At 62.4% G+C, this 22,897-nt stretch carries 20 protein-coding genes; 13 read left to right on the top strand and 7 right to left on the bottom strand.

Annotated elements, in window-relative coordinates:
* Positions 1-126: 126 nt before the first annotated feature.
* From ACB034_RS14835 to ACB034_RS14825, 3 genes are read left to right on the top strand one after another with little or no spacing between them, the layout of a single operon-like run.
* Complete coding sequence (locus tag ACB034_RS14835) at positions 127-1,401, top strand: PqiA/YebS family transporter subunit (RefSeq protein WP_371173143.1); 1,275 nt, start codon at positions 127-129, stop codon at positions 1,399-1,401.
* On the top strand, positions 1,394-3,043 hold the full coding sequence (pqiB, locus tag ACB034_RS14830; RefSeq protein WP_268855728.1) for an intermembrane transport protein PqiB: 1,650 nt from the start codon (positions 1,394-1,396) through the stop codon (positions 3,041-3,043). Before ACB034_RS14835 ends, pqiB begins: the two co-directional genes overlap by 8 nt.
* Complete coding sequence (locus ACB034_RS14825; RefSeq protein ID WP_268855727.1) at positions 3,040-3,612, top strand: membrane integrity-associated transporter subunit PqiC; 573 nt, start codon at positions 3,040-3,042, stop codon at positions 3,610-3,612. Before pqiB ends, ACB034_RS14825 begins: the two co-directional genes overlap by 4 nt.
* A 151-nt stretch (positions 3,613-3,763) precedes the next feature.
* Here ACB034_RS14825 and rlmD read toward each other — a convergent pair whose 3' ends face one another.
* Positions 3,764-5,116: a 23S rRNA (uracil(1939)-C(5))-methyltransferase RlmD gene (gene rlmD, locus ACB034_RS14820; RefSeq protein WP_371173142.1), complete on the bottom strand. Its 1,353-nt coding sequence runs from the start codon at positions 5,114-5,116 to the stop codon at positions 3,764-3,766.
* Between the two features lie 273 nt (positions 5,117-5,389).
* Between rlmD and ACB034_RS14815 the strand changes: the two genes are divergently transcribed.
* Positions 5,390-7,114, top strand: a complete 1,725-nt coding sequence (locus ACB034_RS14815; protein WP_371173141.1) for a proline--tRNA ligase — start codon at positions 5,390-5,392, stop codon at positions 7,112-7,114.
* A gap of 93 nt (positions 7,115-7,207) precedes the next feature.
* Here the strand turns inward: ACB034_RS14815 and ACB034_RS14810 are convergent, their stop codons facing one another.
* The 3 genes from ACB034_RS14810 to ACB034_RS14800 form a co-directional block, all read right to left on the bottom strand.
* Positions 7,208-7,888, bottom strand: a complete 681-nt coding sequence (locus ACB034_RS14810; RefSeq protein ID WP_224211012.1) for an SDR family oxidoreductase — start codon at positions 7,886-7,888, stop codon at positions 7,208-7,210.
* 77 nt (positions 7,889-7,965) lie between these two features.
* Positions 7,966-8,598, bottom strand: a complete 633-nt coding sequence (locus ACB034_RS14805; RefSeq protein WP_371173140.1) for a TIGR04219 family outer membrane beta-barrel protein — start codon at positions 8,596-8,598, stop codon at positions 7,966-7,968.
* Between the two features lie 94 nt (positions 8,599-8,692).
* Positions 8,693-9,142 (bottom strand): copper chaperone PCu(A)C, encoded by a 450-nt coding sequence (locus ACB034_RS14800; RefSeq protein ID WP_371173139.1) that lies wholly within the window; start codon positions 9,140-9,142, stop codon positions 8,693-8,695.
* 90 nt (positions 9,143-9,232) lie between these two features.
* On the opposite strand from ACB034_RS14800, the gene ACB034_RS14795 reads away from it, so the two are divergent.
* Positions 9,233-9,982 (top strand): enoyl-CoA hydratase-related protein, encoded by a 750-nt coding sequence (locus tag ACB034_RS14795; protein WP_268855723.1) that lies wholly within the window; start codon positions 9,233-9,235, stop codon positions 9,980-9,982.
* Between the two features lie 24 nt (positions 9,983-10,006).
* On the opposite strand, the gene ACB034_RS14790 is transcribed toward ACB034_RS14795, so the two are convergent.
* Positions 10,007-10,477 carry a DUF2753 family protein gene (locus tag ACB034_RS14790; protein ID WP_201941846.1) on the bottom strand — a complete coding sequence of 157 codons (471 nt, stop codon included), beginning with the start codon at positions 10,475-10,477 and terminating at the stop codon, positions 10,007-10,009.
* Between the two features lie 171 nt (positions 10,478-10,648).
* Here ACB034_RS14790 and ACB034_RS14785 point away from each other — a divergent pair, with 171 nt between their 5' ends.
* The 5 genes from ACB034_RS14785 (at position 10,649) to ACB034_RS14765 (ending at position 17,043) form a co-directional block, all read left to right on the top strand.
* Positions 10,649-12,490 (top strand): ATP-binding protein, encoded by a 1,842-nt coding sequence (locus ACB034_RS14785; RefSeq protein ID WP_371173138.1) that lies wholly within the window; start codon positions 10,649-10,651, stop codon positions 12,488-12,490.
* The gene (locus ACB034_RS14780; protein ID WP_042026617.1) at positions 12,465-13,814 is read left to right on the top strand and encodes a sigma-54 dependent transcriptional regulator; all 1,350 of its coding nucleotides are present in this window, start codon (positions 12,465-12,467) and stop codon (positions 13,812-13,814) included. Before ACB034_RS14785 ends, ACB034_RS14780 begins: the two co-directional genes overlap by 26 nt.
* 239 nt (positions 13,815-14,053) lie before the next feature.
* Positions 14,054-15,043, top strand: a complete 990-nt coding sequence (locus ACB034_RS14775) for a TRAP transporter substrate-binding protein (RefSeq protein WP_156130480.1) — start codon at positions 14,054-14,056, stop codon at positions 15,041-15,043.
* Positions 15,044-15,094: 51 nt separating this feature from the next.
* On the top strand, positions 15,095-15,631 hold the full coding sequence (locus ACB034_RS14770; protein WP_371173137.1) for a TRAP transporter small permease: 537 nt from the start codon (positions 15,095-15,097) through the stop codon (positions 15,629-15,631).
* A gap of 5 nt (positions 15,632-15,636) precedes the next feature.
* Positions 15,637-17,043, top strand: a complete 1,407-nt coding sequence (locus ACB034_RS14765) for a TRAP transporter large permease (RefSeq protein ID WP_223379889.1) — start codon at positions 15,637-15,639, stop codon at positions 17,041-17,043.
* Between the two features lie 93 nt (positions 17,044-17,136).
* Here the strand turns inward: ACB034_RS14765 and ACB034_RS14760 are convergent, their stop codons facing one another.
* The gene (locus ACB034_RS14760) at positions 17,137-17,835 is read right to left on the bottom strand and encodes a ParB-like protein (RefSeq protein ID WP_371173136.1); all 699 of its coding nucleotides are present in this window, start codon (positions 17,833-17,835) and stop codon (positions 17,137-17,139) included.
* A gap of 184 nt (positions 17,836-18,019) precedes the next feature.
* Here ACB034_RS14760 and ACB034_RS14755 point away from each other — a divergent pair, with 184 nt between their 5' ends.
* From ACB034_RS14755 to ACB034_RS14745, 3 genes are all read left to right on the top strand, one after another.
* Complete coding sequence (locus ACB034_RS14755) at positions 18,020-19,624, top strand: ABC transporter substrate-binding protein (RefSeq protein ID WP_371173135.1); 1,605 nt, start codon at positions 18,020-18,022, stop codon at positions 19,622-19,624.
* Between the two features lie 123 nt (positions 19,625-19,747).
* Positions 19,748-20,053, top strand: coding sequence for a hypothetical protein (locus tag ACB034_RS14750; protein ID WP_026457363.1), 306 nt, complete (start codon positions 19,748-19,750; stop codon positions 20,051-20,053).
* Between the two features lie 141 nt (positions 20,054-20,194).
* Positions 20,195-21,754: a methyl-accepting chemotaxis protein gene (locus tag ACB034_RS14745; RefSeq protein WP_371173134.1), complete on the top strand. Its 1,560-nt coding sequence runs from the start codon at positions 20,195-20,197 to the stop codon at positions 21,752-21,754.
* 72 nt (positions 21,755-21,826) lie between these two features.
* Here the strand turns inward: ACB034_RS14745 and dusA are convergent, their stop codons facing one another.
* Positions 21,827-22,813, bottom strand: coding sequence for a tRNA dihydrouridine(20/20a) synthase DusA (gene dusA / locus ACB034_RS14740; protein WP_124240338.1), 987 nt, complete (start codon positions 22,811-22,813; stop codon positions 21,827-21,829).
* Positions 22,814-22,897 lie beyond the last annotated feature (84 nt).

Raw genomic sequence — 22,897 nt, 5'->3', positions numbered from 1 at the left:
AGTGGCTTGTCAAAGTCATTCGCATGCTCATCAACAATCGTGCTACACGGGGACTGGCCGCTGGCCGGCACAACTGCGATAATCGGCAGTTCTGGCTTCCTGACGAGCCTTATTCGAGGTTTTATTTTGCATCCGGCTTCACACCCACCTCGGACCTATGTCCACGATGCCACCGCCTGCGAAGAGTGTGACCTGCTGATCCCGGCCACCCCCCTCGCCGTGGGCCAGGCCAGTTGCTGCCCACGCTGCGGCCACACCCTGAGCCGCTACTTGCCGGATCAGGAGCTGCGCCCCATCGCCTACGGGTTTGCGGCGCTCATCATGTTCGTGCTCACCAATGCTTTCACCTTCATGTCCTTCTCCAGCAAGGGAATTGGACAGGAGATGACATTCATCCAGTGCATCTCCACCCTGGTGGACGAGGGTTACCTGTTCCTCGGCGCCGTGCTGAGCCTGACCCTGATCGGGCTGCCGCTCATCTACATCGGTTCCATCATGCTGGTGCTGTGGCGTGTCGACAAGGATCTCCACAGCAAGGCTCTGCGCTCCCTCGGCCGCCTGCTCTGCCAGATAAAGCCCTGGCTGATGGTGGATGTGTTTCTGGTAGGGGTGCTCATCTCCCTGGTCAAGCTGATGGGGATGGCCGACATCAAGATGGGGCTCTCCTTCTGGGCCTTCGTCGGCTACACGGTGCTGCTCGTCAAGATGATCTCGTCGCTGGACACCATGTGGCTATGGCAGCGGCTGCTCGGCCCGACCGATGCCTGCGGCGTCGATGAGGCAACCGATGCCAGCGCCATGGAAAGCGGCCTGACGGGGTGCCATATCTGCGGCGCCCTGAGCAAGGCGGGCAGCCATCGCTGCGGCCGCTGCGGCGGGCACCTGCACGATCGCAAACCGGGCGGGTTGAACCGCACCTGGGCACTGCTCATCACCTCCAGCATTCTCTACATCCCCGCCAATATCTATCCCATCATGGATACGGTGTTTCTCGGGGATGACACCCCTTCCACCATTCTCGGTGGCGTGGTGCTGCTGTGGGCAATGGGCTCCTACCCCATTGCCGCCGTCATCTTCTTTGCCAGCGTGGTGGTACCGCTGGTTAAGATACTGGCGCTGTTCTGGCTCTGCTACGCAGTGCAAAACGGCCACGCGGCCTCGCCGCTACGCAAGCTCAAGCTCTATCGCATGACGGAATTTGTCGGACGCTGGTCGATGATCGACGTCTTCGTGGTGGCCATCCTGGCGGGTCTGATCCGCCTCGACAATCTGATGACCATCTACCCCGGCCCTGCGGCCGTTGCCTTTGCAGGGGTGGTGCTGATCACCATGGTCGCGGCCATGAGCTTCGACTCCCGCCTGATCTGGGATTTACAACAAGGAGAACGCGAACGTGAGTGAGCGTAAAACAAGGTGGAAACCGGGCTCTGACTTTCTGAGCTCTGCCGCCGCAATCTGGATGGTGCCATTGCTGGCACTGTTCATCGGTCTCTGGATGCTGTTCCAGCACTGGTACTCCCAGGGCCCCAGCTTCACTCTGACGGTCGCCACTGCCGAAGGCATAGTGGCGGGCAAGACGGTGATCCGCTCCCGGGAAGTCGACGTCGGCCGCATCGAGACGGTCGAGCTGAGCGATGACTACAGCCACGCCGTGCTGCGCGGCCGCCTCACCAACGCCGCCTCCGGCATGCTCAAGGGCGACAGCCAGTTCTGGGTGGTCAAGCCCAGGGTCGGCCGGGAAGGGGTATCAGGTCTCGGGACCCTGCTCTCCGGTGCCTATATCGAACTCCTGCCGGGCAAGAAGGGCAAGGCGCGAGACGAGTACGCCATGCTCGACAAGCCGCCGCTCGCTTCGCAAAGTGCCAAGGGGCTGCGCCTGATCCTCTCCAGCCGTGATGCCCGCGCGCTGGGGGAAGGTTCCCCCATCAACTACCAGGGGTTCACCATAGGCCAGGTTGAGGAAGCTACCTTCCTGCCCGAAAAGAGCGAGATGCAGTACCAGATCTTCATCAACGCCCCCTATGACATCCTGGTCAGCAGCAACTCCCGCTTCTGGTTGACCCCAGGTTTCGAGCTGTCCGTCAACAGCGAAGGGATGAAGGTGAAGATGGACTCGCTGGAGAGCCTGATCGACGGCGGCATCACCATGGGTCTGCCGCCCGGCTGGTCTCCTGGCGAGCCGGCCAAGCAGCGCGACGAGTTCACCCTGTTCCAGGATGAGGCGAGCGTGCTGGCCGGTAGCCTGGATCAGTTCATCGACTACGTCTTCCTGTTCGACGACAACGTGGCCGGCCTGCACCCGGGCGCGGCCGTGCAGTATCGTGGCATCCGGGTCGGTACCGTTATCTCTGCCCCCTATCTCATCGAGGAGAAGGGCGTACGCCTGTTCCAGGATCGCCAGATCCCGGTACTGGCCCGCATCGAGGTGCAGCGCCTCTCCCACCGCTACGCTAAGGCGGAGAGAGAGCAGTGGCGCGCCCTGTTCGGCAAGCAGTTCAAGGAAGGTCTCAGGGCCAGCCTCAAGACCTCCAGCCTGCTGACCGGCGGCAAACTCATCGATCTCAACTTCTACCCGGATGCGCCCCGTTTCGAGCAGGCCAAGATCTCCGGCTATCAGGTCTTCCCGACCGTGCAGGCGGGGCTGGATCAGATCGAGCGCAAGGTGAACCTGATCCTCGACAAGTTTGTCGACATGGACATGGCGACCACCCTCAGCAAGGTCAACAGCTCCCTCTCTACCCTGGATGGGACCCTGAAGAACATCAGTGCGGTCAGTGCCAACTTGGACAAGCTGACCGGCAAGGAGGCGACCCAGCAACTGCCGGCATCCCTGAACCAGAGCCTGAAACAGTTGCAGGAAACGCTGCAGGCCTATGACGGCCATTCACAGACCAACCAGGATCTGCGCCAGTCGGTACAGGCCCTCAATCAGTTGATGCGTGAACTGCAGCCGCTGGTGCACTCCCTGAACGAGCAACCCAGCTCGCTGATCTTCGATCGCGCCCAACCATCGGACCCTGAGCCCAAGCGAGGAACACAATGAAAAAACAGATCCTGACGCTGGCCCTGCTCGGCCTGCTGGCCGGTTGCAGCGCCAGTCAGCCCAGCCTGCATTACTACTCGCTTGACGCCAGCCAGCCGTCATCCGGCACGGCCCCGGCCACTCCGCAGCACCAGCTGGTGCTGCGACCCATCACCCTGGCCAGCCAGCTGGACCGGATCAGCATGGTCTATCAGCTGGAGGGGCAGGAGTTGCACTTCACCGAGTACCACCGCTGGGCGGGCTCGCTGGATGATCAGCTCAATCAGGTGACCATGAACGGCCTCTCGGCCCGATTGCCCGGTTGGGTGATACGGCAGGATGGCGCCCGCAAGGGGCCCGTGCTGAGCATAGTGGTGGAGCGCTTTCAGGGGCGCTACGACGGGCGCGCCGTGCTGAGCGGCCGCTGGCGTCTGCTGGCGGAAGACGGCACCGTGCTGCGCGACGCCCCCTTCCGTCAGGAACGGGTACTGCCCGCCGACGGCTACAATACGCTGGTCGGCGAACTGGGCCAGGGCTGGCAGCAGTTGCTCGATCAGATCGCCACCGAGGTACGCCTGAGCGCGGGTTAATCCCCTCACGCAGTGCGGCAGATACAAAAAACGACTCCATTTGGAGTCGTTTTTATCAGAGCCATCTGGCTAATTCAATTCACCCCTTGGCGGGCAGGCCTAGACGAGCAACCGCTTCGACGTCCATGGCGCGAGTGGGAACCAACGACGATCAGGCCTTGGCAGGCAGGCTCAGGCGGGCAACAGCCTCTACGTGCATCGAGTGCGGGAACATGTCCACCGGCTGCACCTCGTCCAGCACGAAGCCCTGCTTGACCAGCCAGGCGAGATCGCGGGCCAGGGTCTGCGGGTTGCAGGAGACATAGACCAGCCGGCGCGGCGCCATGGCCACCAGGGTCTGCAATACCGCCTTGTCACAGCCCTTGCGCGGCGGATCCATCACCACCACGTCGGCGCTCACCCCTTCGGCGTGCAGGGCAGGCATCAGTTGCTCCGCCTTGCCGACGTGGAACTCGGTCTGCTCGATGCCGTTGAGGGCCGCATTGCGGCGGGCATCCTCGATGGCGCTCGCCACTGACTCGATCCCCACCACCTTGGCGGCCTTGCCGGCCAGAAACAGGGAGATGGTGCCGATACCGCAGTAGATGTCGAACACCGTCTCGTTGCCGGTCAGCTCGCTGTACTCCAGCGCCTTGGAGTAGAGCACATCGGTCTGGCTCGGGTTGTTCTGGAAGAAGGAGAGCGGCGAGATCTCGAAGTCGAGCTCGTGGATCTTGTCGCGGATCACCCCGCTGCCCAGCAGCACCCGGTTCTTGTCACCCAGGATGCGGTTGGTGCGCGCCTCGTTGATGTTCTGCACCAGGGTGGTGACCGGCAGATCCTGCAGGGCGGCCAGCAGCTCGGCTTCGAACGGCAGCTCTTCGACCAGCGTCACCAGCACCACCATCAGCTCGCCACTCTTGAAGCCCTTGCGGGTCATCAGGTTGCGCACACAGCCGGTGTGGTTGACTTCGTCATAGGCCGCGATGTCGTGCTCACGCATCCAGCTGCGCACCCGGGCGTTCAGCTCGACGTGCAGCGAGTCCTGCACCGCGCAGTCGTCGGCGGTGATGAGGTCGTGGGAGTGCTTGCGATAAAACCCGATCTCGGCACCGGCCTCGCAGCCACGCACCGCATACTGCGCCTTGTTGCGATAGGCAAACGGCGTCTCCATACCGAGGATGGGATTGACTTTGGTCTCACCCAGCCCGACCTGCTCCAGTGCGCTCTGCACCAGAGACTGCTTGAGGGCGAGCTGGGCCGGATAGGCCAGCGGGCGCACCTGGCAACCGCCGCATTCTGTGTTGGGGCAAAAATCAGCGACCCGGTCGGCGGAGGGCTGGAGCAACTCAGCGACCTTGCCGTGCAGGTAGTTGGGCTTGACCTCGGTCAGTTCGACCAACGCCTGCTCACCTGGCAGCAGACCCTCGACGAAGAGAGGGCGGTCAAACAGGCGTCCCTTGCCGTCTCCTTTGTCGGTCAGTTCCAGGATCTCGATCTGGTGTTGATGTCCCACTAGCGGCATGAGCGGCTCCAAAAGTACAAAAAATAAGGGGGGACGGGAGTGGCATAGCCCTGCCCGTCGAGAAAAGGTGGCAGAGTTTAGCGAAGATCCGGCCAAATTGCAGGCATAAAAAACCTGCTTGTCGTGATGTTATCCCCCCTGAGTCCGCGCTGGCTCGCCGTCCCTTTGGCCATTGCGGCAAATTTAGCCCTTGGGCCGCAACGCTGCGCCTGTTAAAATTCCGCCCTTGAATTTATCCAGGGCCCCGCGCCCGTTTAGCTAAGGTCTACCGCGATGCGTACCAGCCAATATCTGCTTTCCACTCTCAAGGAAACCCCGTCCGATGCGGAAATCGTCAGCCACCAGCTGATGCTGCGCGCCGGCATGATCCGTAAACTCGCCTCCGGCATGTACGCCTGGCTGCCGACCGGTCTGCGGGTCCTGAAGAAGATCGAGAACATTGTCCGCGAAGAGATGAACAATGCGGGTGCCGTCGAGGTCTCCATGCCGGTGGTACAACCGGCGGAGCTGTGGCAGGAATCCGGCCGCTGGGACGACTATGGCCCCGAGCTGTGCCGTCTGACCGACCGCCACAATCGTCCCTTCGTGTTGGGCCCGACCCACGAAGAGGTGATCACCGCCCTGGTCCGTTATGAAGTAAACAGCTACAAGCAGCTGCCGCTGAACCTCTACCAGATCCAGACCAAGTTCCGTGACGAAGTACGCCCCCGTTTCGGCGTGATGCGCGGCCGCGAATTCCTGATGAAGGACGCCTACTCCTTCCACATCGACAAGGCCTCCCTGGTCGAGACCTACGAAAAAATGCACGCCGCCTACTGCAAGGCCTTCACCCGCATGGGTCTGAACTTCCGTCCGGTGCAGGCCGATACCGGCTCCATCGGTGGTACCGGTTCTCACGAATTCCAGGTGCTGGCCGAGAGCGGTGAAGATCTGATCGCCTTCTCCGATACATCAGATTACGCCGCCAATATCGAGATGGCCGAGGCACTGGTCCCGGCGGGCGAGCGCCCGGCTGCGACCAAAGAGCTGACCAAGGTCGCCACCCCGAACGTTCACACCATCGACGAAGTGGCCGCCTTCCTGAGCGTGGCCCCGAGCACCGTCGCCAAGACCCTGCTGGTGCTGGGCGAGGCGGACGAGCACGGCAACCAGGCGGTCATCGCCCTGGTGCTGCGTGGCGACCACGAACTGAACGAAATCAAGGCCGAGAAGCTGCCGGGTGTCGCCAATCCGCTGGCCTTCGCCAATGACGAGCAGATCAATGCCGCCGCCGGTTGCGACGCTGGCTCCATCGGCCCGGTTGGCTTCACCGGTCGCATCATCGTCGATCGCAGCGCCGCCCACCTGGCAGACTTCGTCTGTGGCGCCAACGAGACCGGCTTCCATCTGACCGGAGCCAACTGGGATCGCGACATCGCCACCTACGAGGTTGCCGACCTGCGCAACGTGGTGGAAGGCGACCCGAGCCCGTGCGGCCATGGCAAGCTGCTGCTCAAGCGCGGCATCGAAGTGGGCCACATCTTCCAGCTCGGCACCAAGTACTCCGAAGCCATGAAGGCGAGCGTGCTGAACGAGGGCGGCAAGTCCGTCACCATGGAGATGGGTTGCTACGGCATCGGTGTCTCCCGTCTGGTGGCCGCCGCCATCGAGCAGAACAACGACCAGTACGGCATCATCTGGCCGGACGCCATCGCCCCGTTCGAAGTGGCCATCGTGCCGATGAACATGCACAAGTCCGTACGCGTGGCCGAGCTGGCCGAGCAGTTCTACGCCGAACTGAAAGCCGCCGGCGTGGACGTGCTGTTCGACGACCGTAAAGAGCGTCCGGGCGTGATGTTCGCCGACATGGAGCTGCTGGGCGTGCCCCACGCCATCGTCATCGGCGAGCGCGGCATGGACAATGGCGTGGTGGAGTACAAGTGCCGCCGCACCGGCGAGAAGCAGGAAGTGGCCATCAGCGACATCGTCGCCATGATCAAGGCCAAGCTGGGCCGTTAATCGTCCCGCTGCCCGAGATAAAAAAAGCGCGCCAGATGGCGCGCTTTTTGTTTGTCTGACTATCTGTTGGCAAAACAGCAGGAAAAGCCGGCCCTACTCGTTACGACCGATAAAGAGATCGGTGACGTGACAACTGCTTCTGGCCTCCAGCGCATCCAGCATATAGGCCGCCGCGTCTTCCGGGGTCATGAAACGGCTCGGATCCACGTGATCCGAATTGTCCCAGAATTCGCTGCGGATCCCGCTCGGATAGAGGTTTACCAACCGCAGGGGCGAGCCCTTGAGCTCGGCCCGCAGAGACTCCAGAAAGCCCCGCATGCCCCATTTGGAGGCACAATAGAGGCTCTCGTTGGCCTTGCCCACCTGAGCGGCGGAGGAGAGCACATTGGCCAGCACCCCGCCCTTCTCGCCGATGAGCCGCACCGTCTGCTGGGCCACCAGTATGGTGGAGACCAGGTTGCTCTCCACCACCCTGCGTACCTGCTCGGCGGTGTAAACGCCGACCGGACCGAACTCGCCCACCCCGGCGCAGTGGATCACCAGGTCGGGCAGACCTCCCCACTCCACCGCGGCGGTAAAGGCCATCTCCACCTCTTCGTGGTGAGAGAGGTCGGCGGCGATGCCGATCACCGCCTTGCCGAGCAACTGTTCCTGCTCCTGCAGTTTCTGATAACGGCGCCCCATCATGGCGACCTGATGGCCCCGGCAAACCAGCCCGATGGTCAATGCCCGGCCGAGCCCGGAGCCCGCCCCTGTCACTATGATGTGCCCCATTATCTCTCCTCTCCCTGCCTTGCTAGATACCTGCCAGCACCATGACGTGAGACATCATCATGCCGACTTCCGTCAGATTAGAAAGTGAATTCGCCGCCCATGAACCAGCCATCGATGCGCTGATCGACGCCGTCGAAGTCAACCTTGGCCTCGCGCCAGCCGGCACGCAGCTTGACCGGCACGGAGGAGAACTTGTAGGCACCGCCCAGACGGTAGTCCAGGTTGTCCGCATCCTTGGAACGCACGTCGCCGAAGAAGGAGACGCCGGTACCCGGGATCCGTACTTCGCTGCCGGCATAGGCCATCAGCATGTCTTCGTCATAGCCTTTGCGGCTGAAGTACATCTGCTCGCCGTCGTAGTGACGACCGGTCAGGCCCAGATCGATCTGGAACAGATCGTTGTTGAACAGACGGTAGTAGAGGCTGAGATCGTAAGCGGTCAGATCGTTCTTGAAGTTGCCGCCCGAGCTGCTGAAATCGGAGATCTCGAACTTGGCGTTCGGCAGCAGGATGATGCCGTGCTCCAGTTGCAGGTAGCCGCTCCAGTTGTAGTTGTCGTCATAACCGCCATCGGCACTTCTGCCGTATGCCTGGCCGCTGCCCTGGGCAGACCATACGTCGGTACCGGCGGCAAAACGCCAGTCATCGGCAGCCATGGCAGCCTGGCTGCACAGCGCCAGAACAACACCGGCAATCAGTGTCTTTTTCATCACGTCACTTCCTCTTGCATGGATGGAAAGGGCACTATTTTACTCCGCGCAGCCAAAATACCCAGCGAGAATCCTGAACAAACGACGACAAATGTCAGTGCTTCATGTGCTGCATCTCGCCCATCGGCTCGATCGGCTTCACCGGCAGCGACAACGCCAGCTGCTGACCATCATTCAGGGTGAGGGTGAGCGGCATGGGGGTCTGCTCGGAGAGGGTGCCGATCTCGAACAGCATGATGTGCAGGCTGCCCGGCTTCAGTACCACTTCCCCCTTGGCCGGGATCTCGATGCTCTCGACCTGGCGCATCTTCATGACCCCGTTCTCGTGCAGATGGGTATGCAGCTCGGCGCGGCCCGCGGCAGGAGACGACGCCGCCACCAGCTTGACCGCCTGATCGGCATCGTTCTTGAGTACCATGAAGGCCGCCGTATTCGGCGTGCCGGGGGGCAACAGGCGCACATAACCGTCGACCGCCTCCACCTTGGCCAGGGCGGGAGCTGTCATCCCGAGCAGCAGCAGAGAATAAAACGCACGTTTAAACATGGTTGAAATCCTTTTATGATGTTGTTAAACGAGGCAAAGGTTACCCCAACAGAAACCTTTTATGCACCCTTCAATAACAAGGATTTAGACATGGCGCCCATTCTCATTGCCGAGCGGCAGGACGGCTTGCTCACTCTGACCCTCAACCGCCCTGACAAACGCAATGCCCTCAACACCGAACTTTACCGCCAACTGGTGAGCGAGTTGCAACAGGCCGCGGCCGATGAGGGTGTACATGTGTTGCTGTTGCAGGGTCAGGCGGAGTGCTTCACTGCCGGCAACGATCTGGCCGATTTTGTCGGCAAGAGCAGTCTGGAGCCGGACGATCCAATCTTGCAGTTTCTCCACACCCTGGCCGATTTTCCCAAACCGGTGATCGCCGCCGTGGGGGGCCCGGCCGTCGGCATCGGCACCACCATACTGCTGCACTGCGATCTGGTCTATCTGGGGGAGAATGCCCGCCTGCAGTTGCCTTTTGTCGAGCTGGGGCTGGTGCCGGAGTTTGCCTCCAGCCTGCTGCTGCCCCGCGCTGTCGGCCAGCTGAAGGCCGCCGAACTGTTGCTGCTGGCCGAATCCATGGATGCTCATGAGGCACTGCGCCTCGGCCTCGCCAACCGGGTGGTGGCCAGCGCGGATCTGCTGGCATTTGCCCGCGAACAGGGGCTGAAGCTCGCCGCCAAACCGCCCAGGGCAGTGCAAAAAAGCAAGGCGCTGCTCAAGCAGGAGCTCAAGCAGGCGGTCCACTTCGTCATCGATCTGGAGGCGCGCGCCTTCGCCCAGGCCCTGCTGGGGGAAGAGGCGCAGCAGCGCATCGCCGCCAGGCTCGGTCGCAAGGGCTAGCCCGTTGCCGCCATAGCGCGCCGGTCAGTTGAGGCGAAAGCGTCCGATCAACTCGCAGCCCTGCACCTTGTCCTGCAACTGGATAAGCCTGGCAATCTCGGGGTTGGGGTGGCGCTTGAGAAACCCGAGCAGGGCCGCGCGGCAGCAACCCAGTTCGCTTATCAGCGACTCGCACTTCCGGTTAGGGCATTGCGGCACCAGCGCCGTCACCAGCTCGGAAGCAAGCTTGAGGTAACGCAGCTCGTAGGCGGGTTCATCCATGGCGCGCCAGAAATCCGCCAGGCGATGGCAGGTTGCCACCCGCATGGAGGCCAGCATCTCGAGATCCGGCTCTTCCTGGGTCATCTCTATCGGCGCCGAGATGGTGCCAAGGGCCTGCTGATAGAGGCAGACTGCAGAGCCCAGCGCCCCCTGGCTCAGGGAGTGCTCAGCTTCCATCATGTAGCGCTGCCAGTGTGTCTGGGCCTGATCCGGCCCGTCTTGTGCCTTTGTCATGGGAGGGCTCCTTCCTCTGGGTGGAGTCTTTCATGATGCCTAATTGAGAATGAATATCAAGCCGACAGACTGTGCAGGATCTCGGCGCCTGTTGCGCCGGTCACACTCTTTCACCGGCGCCATCCTCTCTCCTCCGGACGCAGGTTAAGATGTGGCCAACCAAGGAAGGGAATGATGAACAATGGAAGTCGGGGCCTGCTGATTGGCCTCTGGATCACGCTGATGGTGGGACTCGCCTTCATGGCCCGCCAATGGGGACTGGAGAGCCTGCGCCAGCAGGCCCAGCTCGACAATGAGCGGCTGGCGGGCCAGCTGTTGGTGGAGCTCGACAAGTATCGCCGCCTGCCCGCCCTCATCGCCACCCGCAGCGAGCTGCAGCAGGCGCTTTTGCGAACGCTCTCCCCCGCCAGGCTCAACCCCCTGCTGGAGCAGCAAAACGAGATCCTGGGCACGGACGCCATCTACCTCATGACTGCTCAAGGGGACGTCATCGCCGCCAGCAACTGGCGCCAGCAGGACAGCTTTGTCGGTGACAACTACCGCTTTCGTCCCTATTTCCAGCAGGCGATGCAGGGGCGGGCCGGCAGCTATTTCGCCCTCGGTCAGCGCTCCGGACGACGGGGCTACTACTTCTCCTATCCGGTGCAGGAGGGGGATCACCGCCTCGGCGTGGTCGTGGTCAAGGTGGCCCTCTCCCTCATCGAGGAGCGCTGGGACAGCCGCGATGACTTCGACTACCTGCTGACCGACGAGTACGGCGTGGTCTTTTTCTCCTCCAGGGCGGAGTGGCTCTACCGTCCCCTGGTCAGGTTGAACGATACGACCCGCGCCACCCTGAGCGATGAGCGCAAGTATGGCGACAAGCTGGGGGATCCCCTGAGCGATCAGCCCACCCTGGGGCTGCTGCGCAGCCAGGATGAGTGGCGTTGGGGGCAGGGTTACCTCTTCACCGGCACCGCCATGCCCAGCGCCGGCTGGCATCTCTATACCCTCAAGCCCCTGCACGGCCTGCTGCCCATCATGGCCAAGGCTCTGGCCAGCTTCACCCTCATCTCCCTGCTGGTGCTGATGATCTGGCTCTACTGGCGCCAGGAGCTGCTCGGCCGGGCCCGTCTCGCCCGCCTCAACAACCAGCTGGAGCACAAGGTCAGCGAGCGGACTTTGGCCCTCTCCACCAGCAACCAGGAGCTGGTGGCCACCATCGACAAGTACCGCCAGACCCAGCGCGAACTGGTGGATACCCAGGAGCAGCTGGTACAGGCCGCCAAGCTGGCCCTGCTGGGAGAGATGTCGGCCGGCATCAACCATGAGCTCAACCAGCCGCTGGCCGCCATACGCGCCTATGGCGAAAATGCGCTGCAGCTGCTCGACAAGGGACGCCTCGACAGCTGCCGTGACAACCTGCTGCAGATCAACAGCCTCAATCATCACATGAGCGAGCTGGTCGCCCGTTTCAAGGTGTTCGCCCGCAAGGGGGAGCAGACCTTGCAGGCGGTGACGCTGCAGCCGGTGATCCACGCCAGCCTGGCGCTGCTGCACAGCCAGATGATCAAGCAGGGCCTGCTGATCGAAACCCGGTTGCCGGCAGAGCCCCTCTATGTGCGGGCCGATGCGGTGCAGCTCGAGCAGGTGCTGGTCAACCTGCTGCACAACGCGCTGCAGGCCTGCGCCACCAGCTCCCCTCCCCGGGTCTGGCTCACCCTCGAACGGGTTGATGATCGGGTGGTGATCGAAGTCAGTGACAACGGCCCGGGCCTCCCGGTCGAGGCGAGCCGGCTGTTTGCCCCCTTCTACACCACCAAATCCCAGGGGCTCGGGCTTGGGCTCACCATTTCGCTGCGCATCGTCACCGCCTTTGGCGGCCAGCTGGAGGCGACCAACTGCCCGGCCCACGGCGGCGCCTGCTTCACCATCACCCTGCCCGCCGCCGACCCCAGCCTGCGCAGCGAGCCAGGATCCCCAGCCTTTACCTCTTCAGGAGAGAGCCATGACCCAGATAATGCTGATCGATGATGAACATCACCTGCGCCTCTCCCTTGGCCAGACCCTGGAGCTGGCCGACTGGCAGGTCACCACCTTCGCCAGCGCCGAGCAAGCCCTGCCCCATATCGGCGCCCAGTGGCCCGGTATCATCATCAGCGACATCAACATGCCCGGCATGAACGGCATCGACCTGCTGCGGGAGATCATGGGGCGCGATCCCGAGCTGCCGGTGATCCTGCTCACCGGCCACGGCGACATCTCTACCGCGGTACAGGCCATGCGCCTGGGGGCCTACGACTTTATCGAGAAGCCGTTCGGTACCGAGCAATTGCTGGAGGTGGTGCGCCGGGCCTGCGACAAACGGCGCCTGGTGCTGGAGAACCGGGAGCTGCGCAGCGAGCTGGAGGCCCAGAGCGGCCCCGGCCCCAGGCTGCTCGGCACCCATCCGGCCATCAAGCGGCTGCGCCAGATCCTCACCCATATCAAGGATGCCCCCGCCGATGTGCTGATCATGGGCGAGACCGGCAGTGGCAAGGAGCTGGTCGCCCGCTTCCTGCACGATCACTCGGTGCGCGCGGCCGAACCCTTCGTCGCCATCAACTGCGGGGCCGTGCCGGAAACCATGATGGAGAGCGAGCTGTTCGGCCACGAGGCGGGGGCCTTTACCGGCGCCCAGAAGCGCCGGGTAGGCAAGATAGCCTGGGCCAACAAGGGCACCCTCTTCCTCGACGAGATAGAGAGCATGCCGATGGCGCTGCAGATCAAGCTGCTGCGGGTGCTGGAGGACAGGGAGGTCGAGCCGCTCGGCACCAACCAGAAGATAGCGCTCGATATCCGGGTGTTGACCGCCAGCAAGGTCGAGCTCAAGACCCTGGTCGAGCAGGGCAGCTTTCGCGCCGACCTCTACTACCGGCTCAACGTGGTGCGGGTGGATATCCCCCCATTGCGGGATCGCAAGGAGGATGTGCCCCTGTTATTCGAGAATTTCCTGCGAGTGGCCGCCACCCGCTACCAGCTGGCGCCGCCGCGGCTCGGTGCCGAGCAGCGCGCCTGGTTGCTGGCCCACGACTGGCCCGGCAATGTGCGCGAGCTGCGCAACCTTGCGGAGCGATGCGTGCTGATGGGCGAAGAGGGCGCCTTTGCCGATCTCACCCTGGGGCGGGAGGCGCTGACTCTGGCCGAACAGGTCGATCGGTTCGAGCGCATCCTGCTGACCGATACCCTGAGCCAGCACAGGGGGCGACTGAAAGAGGTACAGGAGGCCCTCGGCCTGCCGCGCAAGACCCTCTATGACAAGATGCGCAAATACGGCCTCGACAAGCAGGACTACAAGCTCGACGACGGGGGCGAGTGAGCCGGGGCAGGCTTGGCTCCTCTTCCCCCGGCTACCCCGGCTAACATTGCCATCATGGGCGGCATTCCCCCCGCCTGCCCGGCCCCATGGGGGGATTTCCACCCATTTTTGACCCGCACCGTCTTCCCCTGCCTGGCGCCAGCACCCGTTGTTAATGGTTTGTTTCAAAAATAAGGAAGATGGCACACAAGTTGCCTTGCTATGGGTGATTTACCTGAACCCACTCAAGGATGACAACAATGACACTCAAGCTCCGCGCCCTGACCGCCGCCTTTACCCTGGCCCTCGGCCTCTCCTCCGCCTTTGCTGCCCCCGTCGAACTCAAGTTCTCCCACGTGGTGGCAGAGAACACCCCCAAGGGGCAGATGGCCATCCACTTCAAGCAACTGGTGGATGAGCGCCTGAAAGGCCAGGTCGAGGTCAAGGTCTACCCCAACTCCCAGCTGTTTGGTGACGGCAAGGAGCTGGAGGCCATGATGCTCGGGGATGTGCAGATGATCGCCCCCTCCCTCTCCAAGTTCCAGAAGTTCACCGATCAGCTGCAGATCTTCGATCTCCCCTTCCTGTTCGATGACATGGCGGCGGTGGATCGCTTCCAGCAGGGCAAGGAGGGACAAGCCATGCTGGGTTCCCTCGAGAAATACGGCCTGATTGGCCTCGGCTACCTGCACAACGGCATGAAACAGCTCTCCGCCAGCCAGCCCCTCAAGACCCCGGCCGACGCCAAGGGCAAGAAGTTCCGCATCCAGACCTCGGATGTGCTGGCCGCCCAGTTCGAAGCGATCAATGCCGTGCCGGTGAAGAAACCCTTCGCCGAGGTATTCACCCTGCTGCAAACCAAGGCCATCGACGGGCAGGAGAACACCTGGTCCAACATCTACTCCCAGAAATTCTTCGAGGTGCAGCCCTACATCACGGAGACCAACCACGGGGTGCTGGATTACCTCATCGTCACCAATGCGGATTTCTGGAACGGCCTGCCGGAGCAGGTGCGCAACGAGCTCAAGCGCGCGCTGGATGAGTCGGTCGCCTTCGGCAACGAGATCGCAGCCGCCAAGGACAGCGAAGACAAAGCCGCCATCTTTGCCTCCGGCAAGAGCCAGCTGGTTACCCTGACCGACGCCGAGCGCAACCAGTGGGTCGAGTCGATGAAGCCGGTCTGGAAGCAGTTCGAAGGCACCATAGGCAAGGAGCTGATCGACGCAGCCGTCGCCGCCAATCAACCCTAAGCCGTCAGGATGAGCCCGCCGCGAGGCGGGCCTACTCACAGGGATAGTCCAATGAAAAAATTCATGCATCAGCTGGAAGAGGCCATCATAGGCCTGCTCCTGGTCAGCACGGCCCTGCTGGTCTTCCTCGAAGTAGTGATGCGCTTCTTCTTCGACACCGGTCTGCTCTGGGCCCAGGAGCTGACCCTGAACCTCTGTGCCTGGATGGTGCTGTTCGGCGCCTCATGGGGGGTGCGAGTCGGGGCCCACATCGGCGTGGACGCCTTCATCAAGATCCTGCCGGGAGTCTGGCAGCAACGCCTCACCCTGCTGGCGGTGGCGCTCTGCCTTATCTACTGCACCCTCTACTTCTATGGCGCCTGGATCTATCTGGCCAAGCTCAAGATGATCGGCATCGAGATGGAGGATCTGCCCATCCCCCGCTGGCAGGCCATGAGCATACTGCCGATCGGGCTGGCCCTGCTGTTCCTGCGCTTCCTCAACGTGGGCATCATGGTCTGGCGTGGCCAGATGAGCGGCTTTGCCCTGGCCGATGAGGCCAAAGAGAGCATGCACCTTATCGACAACGACCCGAATCAGAAGGCATAACCATCATGGCGACCCTGACTCTGTTCACCCTGCTGATCGGCGCTATGCTGCTCGGCATGCCCATTGCGGTGGCGCTCGGCCTCTCCAGCGTCACCACCATACTTCTCTTTTCCAACGACTCCCTGGCCTCCCTGGCGCTCAAGCTGTTCGAGGCCACCTCGGAGCACTATACCCTGCTTGCCATCCCCTTCTTCGTGCTGTCATCGGCCTTCCTGTCGACCGGTGGGGTGGCGAAGCGGATCATCCACTTCGCTATGGATTCGGTCGGCCATATTCGCGGCGGTCTCGCCATGGCCTCGGTCATGGCATGCATGCTGTTTGCCGCCGTGTGCGGCTCCAGCCCGGCCACGGTGGCGGCCATCGGCAGCATCGTCATCGCCGGCATGGTGCGCTCCGGCTATCCCCGTGCCTTTGCCGCCGGCGTTATCGCCAACGCGGGCACCCTGGGGATCCTGATCCCCCCCTCCATCGTCATGCTGGTCTACGCCGCCGCCACCGAGGTCTCCGCCTCGCGCATGTTCATGGCCGGTTTCCTGCCGGGACTGCTGATGGGGGTCTGCATCATGGTGGTCATCTATGTGGTGGCCCGCATCAAGGGACTGCCGAGCCAGCCCTTCCCCGGCGTGCTGACCCTGCTGGCCAGCGGTGGCAAGGCGCTCGGCGGCCTGTTCCTGATCATCCTGGTGCTGGGCTCCATCTATGGCGGCATCGCCAGCCCGACCGAGGCGGCCGCCGTCGCCGCCGTCTACGCCTTCTTCATCGCCGTGTATGGCTATCGCGACATCGGGCCCCTCAAGGGGATCCCCTGGCGCCACGAGGGGGAGTCCATCTCCGCCGCCGCACTGCGCAACCTCTGGCTGCTGCCCCTCTCCATGATCAAATCGCCCTTCAACGGCGAGGTGGGTCATGTGGTACGGGATGCCGCCAAGGTGAGCATCATGCTGCTGTTCATCATCAGCAACGCCATGCTGTTCGCCCACGTACTCACTTCTGAGCGTATCCCCCACGCCATCGCCGAGACGATCGTGACCTGGGGCCTCCCGGCCTGGGGCTTCCTGATCGTGGTCAACATACTGCTGCTGCTGGCGGGCAACTTCATGGAGCCCTCCGCCATCGTGCTGATCATGGCCCCCATCCTGTTCCCCATCGCCATGCAGCTCGGCATAGACCCGATCCACCTGGGGATCATCATGGTGGTCAACATGGAGATCGGCATGCTGACCCCGCCGGTCGGTCTCAATCTGTTCGTGACCGCCGGGATCACCGGCCAGAGCATGGGTTGGGTGATCCGGGCCTGCCTGCCCTGGGTCGGCTTCCTGCTGCTGTTCCTGATGCTGATCACCTATGTGCCGCAGGTGTCGATGTTCCTGCCCGAATACCTCGACGGCAAGAGCCTGCCCGCCAGCCCCTGAGACGGGTGAGGCAAAAGATGTGCATACAAAGAAGGCGACCCAAGGGTCGCCTTCTTTGCTTCCTTTCCCTGTTGTCAGGGCGTCACTCAAACCTTACTTTGTCCGGTTCAGGCTGCATTGCCGGCCCGGGTAGCCGGGCAGAGCGCTGGCCTCCTGGCGACAGGCCAGCCGCTTGGCCTGCTGCAACCTCACCCTCAGGTTGGCGCTATCGATTGGCCGCCACTCCATCTGCTGGCCAAGCCAGCTGGCCCAGGCAAATTCGACGAAATAGACCTGCCCATCCTTGCTGAAATAGCCGGCATCCTGCAGCAGACCCGCCAGGGTGCGGTACGGGTAGTCAGGCAGCTGATCGATACGGGGCGGCAGCTGTTCCGGGGTCAGTGGCTGCCCTTTTTCATCCTTGAGCCAGGCCCAGTGGTTGTTCTGCATCTGGCTCCAGAAGTTGGCCCGATCCTGCAGGCGGGCGATCACCTTGACCCGGACCTGCTTCACCCCCTGCTGCCACAGCGCCTTGGTCAGGTGATGTCTGTCCACCAGCCAGTAACCGCCATCCGGGGCGATCACCACGGGGATCTCTTTCTTTTTCATCAAGTTGTCGAGCTGCTTTGCACTCTTGCCCGCCAGCTTGCGCTGGATTGCGTCGACCTGGAGCTGGCCCACACCGCCCTGGGTCGGGTGCAGCGCGGCTATCCCAGCCTCGCACCAGGATCCTACGGCGGTGCCACCCTGGCACGGCGCCAGCGCCCAGGCGTTCGAACTCAGGGCGCAGACCAGCAATAACCATGATTTCATCGTCCCACACTCCTCAATCACGCGCTCATGCCGGCCACCAGATGAAGGAGGAATGCAACCCCGAGCATGAGAGTCACACGCTGGCGGTCAGAGCTGCAAACGAGATATCATGACTTCCCATCTGCCGGCGATAGTTTCTCGTCGAGTTTTCTCCCCGCTTCACACTATTTGAAGGATCCGACCCATGAAAGGATGGAGCCCACTGCTGGCCCTGCTGGGCTGCGCCGCAGTCCAGGCGGCCGACATTCCCGCCGGTACCGAACTTGCCGCCGAACAGGTGGTGGTTCGTCACCTGAAAGATGAACCAGCCAGCCTGAGCCCGCTCAAACTGGTCGGCCTGCCCGAGCTGCAGGTCTTGCGGGATCTGTTCGAGGGGCTCTTGACCCAGGGGCCGGACGGGAAGCCGGTACCGGGCGTCGCCGCACGCTGGGAGAACCGGGACAACCAGACCTTTACCTTCCACCTGCGGCCCGATGCCCGCTGGTCCAACGGCGATCCGGTCAAGGCCGGTGACTTCGTCTACGGCTGGCGCAAGCTGGTCGACCCGAAAGAGGCGGCCACCTTCGCCTGGTTCGCCCAGCTGGCCCGCTTTGACAAGGTGGACGAGATCCTGGCCGGCACGCTGCCCCCAGACGAGCTGGGGGTGAAAGCCCTCGATGACCGCACTCTGCAGGTAACCCTCTCCCAGCCCGTACCCTATTTCCTGAGCCTGCTGACCCATCCCAGCCTGTCACCGCTCCACCAGGCCAGCATGGCGCAATATGGCGAGCAGTGGACCCAGCCCGGCAAGCTGGTGGGTAACGGCGCCTTCGTACTCGGCAAGCGGGTGGTCAACGAGAAGCTGGAACTGACCCCCAACCCCTATTACTGGGACCGAGCCCATACGGTGCTGACCAGGGTCATCTTCATGCCCATCAATCAGGAGAGCACGGCAACCAACCGTTATCTGGCCGGCGATCTGCACATCACCGAATCCTTCCCCAAGGAGCAGTACGCCAGGCTGATGGCGCAGATCCCGGGTGAGGTCTACACCCCGGAGCAGCTGGGGACCTACTACTACGCCTTTAACACCCGCAAGCCCCCCCTCGACGATGTGCGAGTGCGCAAGGCGCTCTCCTACGCCATCGATCGCGGCCTGATTGCCGACAAGGTCCTCGGCACCGGCGAGAAACCGGCCTACCACTTCACCCCGGACGTGACGGCTAGCTTCACTCCCAAGGACAATCTGCTCTCGCAAAGCAGTCAGCAGGCGCTGGATGACAAGGCAAAGGCCCTGATCAAGGAGGCCGGTTACGGCCCGGACAAGCCGCTCAAGCTGACCCTGCTCTACAACACGGCGGAGATCCACAAGAAGATGGCGCTGGCCATCGCCAGCATGTGGAAGCAGAAGCTGGGGGTACAGGTCGAGCTCACCAACCAGGAGTGGAAGACCTATCTCGACAGTCGCCAGAGCGGCCAGTTCGAGGTGATCCGCTCCTCCTGGGTCGCCGACTACAACGACCCTTCCGCCTTCCTCGGCCTGTGGGGCTCGGGCCACAGCGGCAACATGGCCGGATTCGCCAATGCGGACTATGACAAACTGCTGGCCAAGGCGGCCAAGACCCGGGTCACGGCAGCGCGCAGCCAGCTGTTCGACAAGGCGGAGGCTATCTTGCAGGAGCAGGCCCCCATCGCCCCCATCTACCAGTACACCAACGCCAGGCTGATCAAGCCCTGGCTCAAGGGGTATCCCATCAACAACCCGGAAGATGTGGCCTACAGCCGCCAGCTCTATCTGATCAAGCACTGATCCTGCCACGCACAGCGAGGGCCGCACCGGGCGGCCCTCGCTTATTGATACTGTTCACTCCCGATTTTTAGGCATAGAATGCCGCCTTTCCTGTTAATCCCCTTCCTGTCACTCCGGTTTGCCATGCGTTATCTGTTACTGCTGCCCCTGCTGTGGACCCTGTCAGCCCAGGCCCAGAGCGATACCGAATCCCAATGCCAGCAGGAGTTTGTCGAGTGGATGCTGCACCAGCAGCAGCTGTTCAGTAATCGCAAGTCAGACAAGATAGAGCGGCGCCGGGCCGAGCGCGCCATCGATCTCGCCCGCCAGGATTACGAGAAACTGGCCAGCTTCTGCAAAACCATGCAACTCGTCCGCGGTTATCAGGATGAAGACCCTCGCCTCAAACCGAGAGCCGGAGAGGTCCACGATTTCACCCCCGCCAGCTAATACCCGTTTCTTTTGCCTGCAAGCGGGTCTGTTCATTGACCCAGGCCAAAGTTGGCCCCTATGATGCCCCTAGAATAGTTAGCTAAAAAGCGCAGATAAAACACTATTTTATCAATAAGTTAACTACACTCGGAGCGACCCATGAGCCAACCCGTTCAGGAAGGGGAGATCCACTTCCCCGACAACATTGCGCTGATCTCGACCACGGATCCCGCCAGCTATATCACCTACGCCAACCAGCACTTTTGTGACGTGGCCGGGTACACGGTGGAGGAGATGGAGGGAGTCCCCCACAACCTGGTGCGCCACCCCGACATGCCCAAGGCTGCCTTTGCCGACATGTGGCAACGGCTGCGCCAGGGCAAAAGCTGGATGGGACTGGTCAAAAACCGCACCAAACAGGGCCGGTTTTACTGGGTGAATGCCTATGTCACCCCGATCCTCAACGCCAATGGGGAGACCATTGAGTACCAGTCTGTTCGTACCAAACCGGCGCAGGCCGAGGTCGCCTGGGCAGAGCGGCTGTATCGCCAGCTGCGCACCGGCAAGACGCTTCCCTGGCTGAGCCGGATACAGATCGAACCCGGCCAGATCATGCTTGGTCTCACCACCACTGCCCTGCTCGCCACCCTGGCTACCGCCGTCACCAGCAATCCGTTCTGGCTATGCCCGCTTTTGGCGTCGTTACTGGCACTGGCCGGCTATGGCTGGCATCTGCAGCGTCGCCTCGGCCATCTGCAGACACTGGCTGGTGATGCCCAGGGCACCCGGCTCTGCCAGGTACTTTACACCCGGCGTCGGGACTCTCTGGCCATCATAGAGCTGGCCCTTAAGATGAAACAGGCGGAGCTGAAAGCCGTGGTCGGGCGCTCTGCCGATACCAACCAGCAGATCCTGCAGGCGGCGGAGGATGACAGGGGCAATATCCAGACCATTGACACCCACCTGCAGCAACAGCGTGCCCAGAGTGAACAGATGGCCAGCGCCATCACGGAGCTGAGCCACTCGATCCGGGACGTCGCCCACAGTGCCCAGGAGGCAAGCGAGCTGGTAGCCGAGGTGCAGCAAGTCTCCACCGAAGGGCGGCAGGCGCTGGCCACCACCCGGGATGCCGTCAATCAGTTGCATCGGGAGCTGGACGCCAACCACGCCGTGCTGGCGCAACTGACCCATGACAGCCAGAAGATCAGCGGCATCCTGGAGGTGATAGGCCAGATCGCCGATCAGACCAACCTGCTCGCCCTCAACGCAGCCATCGAGGCGGCCCGCGCCGGGGAACAGGGGCGCGGCTTTGCCGTGGTGGCCGACGAGGTACGGGCCCTGGCCCAGAAAACCCGCGCCTCCACCGGCGAGATCCACGAGATGATCCAGGCGCTGCAACAGACCACCAGCCAGCTCTCGGACGGCATGACTCAGGGGGCACAAACCTCGGAGCGCTGCCAGCAGCATGCCGGCACTACGGCCAATGTACTGGATCGGATCAACCGTATGCTGGGTCAGGTGACGCGCACCAGCGACGAAATAGCCCAGGCTGTGAGCCAGCAGGCGGATGTGACATCGACCCTGGATCAGGGGGTGCACCAGATCCACCAGCTGGCCAGCCATACCGCCGACAACAGCAAACAGGCCCTCGACGGCATCACCCTGCTGGTGGAGCGGTTGCAGGATCTCTCCCGTCTGATCAACCAGTTCAGGCATTGAGACTATTCGTCAGACATAAAAAAAGCGCGTCCATGGACGCGCTTTCTCTTTGAGCCACTCGCAGGCCGAGGCTTACTCGGCGGCATCTGCGCCGGCAAACTCCGGCACCTTGGCCATGGCATCCAGCACCACCTGAGTATCGGCTCCCGGCCGGCAGGCATTCTCGCTGAGATGGCGACGCCAGGCGCGAGCCCCCGGCATGTTCTGGAACAGACCCAGCATGTGACGGGTCATGTGGGAGAGGTAGTTGCCCTTGGCCAACTCTTGCTCCATGTAGGGCAGCATCATCCGCACCACCTCGTGGCGGCTCGGCACCTCGCCTGCCAGACCAAACACCCGGTTGTCCACCTGCGCCAGAATATAAGGGTTCTGGTAAGCCTCGCGTCCCATCATGACACCATCCACATGCTGCAGATGCTCAAGGGTCTGCTCCATGGAGGTCACGCCACCGTTGATGGCAATGGTCAGCTCGGGATATTCCTGCTTGAGTCGATAGACACGGGGGTAGTCGAGGGGCGGGATCTCGCGGTTCTCCCGCGGACTCAGGCCACTCAGCCATGCCTTGCGGGCGTGCACGATGAAGGTATCACAGCCGGCGTCGCGCACCTGCTCGATGAAGGCCTGCAAAAATTCGTAGGAGTCCTGATCATCGATGCCGATGCGGGTCTTCACCGTCACCGGAATATCCACCACGTCACGCATCGCCTTGACGCAGTCGGCCACCAGGGCGGGTTCCCCCATCAGGCAGGCACCGAAACGGCCATTTTGCACCCGATCGGACGGACAGCCGACGTTGAGGTTCACCTCGTCATAGCCGCGCTCTTGGGCCAGCTTGGCACAGTGGGCGAGATCGGCCGGATTGCTGCCTCCCAGTTGCAGGGAGATGGGGTGCTCCTGCTCGCTGTAGCCCAGATAATCTCCCTTGCCGTGGATGATGGCGCCCGTGGTCACCATTTCGGTATAGAGCAAGGTCTGACGGCTCATCAGTCGATGAAAATAACGGCAATGCCGATCGGTCCAGTCCAGCATGGGGGCGATGGAAAAACGCTGCGCCTGCATAAGAATTATCCGGGTTGGCTTAACAAAGGGGCGGATATTATCACAACGTGAAGCAGCCCCAGAAAATGAATTTTGTCGCCGCGC

This window comes from Aeromonas sp. S18(2024) (genome assembly GCF_041402525.1).
In the GTDB taxonomy this organism is placed as follows: Bacteria; Pseudomonadota; Gammaproteobacteria; order Enterobacterales; family Aeromonadaceae; genus Aeromonas; species Aeromonas enteropelogenes.
Note: the sequence above shows the minus strand (reverse complement) of the source record. Positions and strands in the feature narration are given on the sequence as shown.

Coding starts and splice junctions, on each gene's coding strand:
- ACB034_RS14825 (WP_268855727.1), top strand. CDS start 3,040: ATGAAAAAACAGATCCTGACGCTGGCCCTGCTCGGCCTGCTGGCCGGT.
- dusA (WP_124240338.1), bottom strand. CDS start 22,813: ATGCAGGCGCAGCGTTTTTCCATCGCCCCCATGCTGGACTGGACCGAT.
- ACB034_RS14775 (WP_156130480.1), top strand. CDS start 14,054: ATGACACTCAAGCTCCGCGCCCTGACCGCCGCCTTTACCCTGGCCCTC.
- ACB034_RS14785 (WP_371173138.1), top strand. CDS start 10,649: ATGATGAACAATGGAAGTCGGGGCCTGCTGATTGGCCTCTGGATCACG.
- ACB034_RS14770 (WP_371173137.1), top strand. CDS start 15,095: ATGAAAAAATTCATGCATCAGCTGGAAGAGGCCATCATAGGCCTGCTC.
- ACB034_RS14760 (WP_371173136.1), bottom strand. CDS start 17,835: ATGAAATCATGGTTATTGCTGGTCTGCGCCCTGAGTTCGAACGCCTGG.
- ACB034_RS14780 (WP_042026617.1), top strand. CDS start 12,465: ATGACCCAGATAATGCTGATCGATGATGAACATCACCTGCGCCTCTCC.
- ACB034_RS14810 (WP_224211012.1), bottom strand. CDS start 7,888: ATGGGGCACATCATAGTGACAGGGGCGGGCTCCGGGCTCGGCCGGGCA.
- ACB034_RS14750 (WP_026457363.1), top strand. CDS start 19,748: ATGCGTTATCTGTTACTGCTGCCCCTGCTGTGGACCCTGTCAGCCCAG.
- ACB034_RS14790 (WP_201941846.1), bottom strand. CDS start 10,477: ATGACAAAGGCACAAGACGGGCCGGATCAGGCCCAGACACACTGGCAG.
- ACB034_RS14745 (WP_371173134.1), top strand. CDS start 20,195: ATGAGCCAACCCGTTCAGGAAGGGGAGATCCACTTCCCCGACAACATT.
- rlmD (WP_371173142.1), bottom strand. CDS start 5,116: ATGCCGCTAGTGGGACATCAACACCAGATCGAGATCCTGGAACTGACC.
- ACB034_RS14795 (WP_268855723.1), top strand. CDS start 9,233: ATGGCGCCCATTCTCATTGCCGAGCGGCAGGACGGCTTGCTCACTCTG.
- ACB034_RS14800 (WP_371173139.1), bottom strand. CDS start 9,142: ATGTTTAAACGTGCGTTTTATTCTCTGCTGCTGCTCGGGATGACAGCT.
- ACB034_RS14805 (WP_371173140.1), bottom strand. CDS start 8,598: ATGAAAAAGACACTGATTGCCGGTGTTGTTCTGGCGCTGTGCAGCCAG.
- ACB034_RS14755 (WP_371173135.1), top strand. CDS start 18,020: ATGAAAGGATGGAGCCCACTGCTGGCCCTGCTGGGCTGCGCCGCAGTC.
- ACB034_RS14765 (WP_223379889.1), top strand. CDS start 15,637: ATGGCGACCCTGACTCTGTTCACCCTGCTGATCGGCGCTATGCTGCTC.
- ACB034_RS14815 (WP_371173141.1), top strand. CDS start 5,390: ATGCGTACCAGCCAATATCTGCTTTCCACTCTCAAGGAAACCCCGTCC.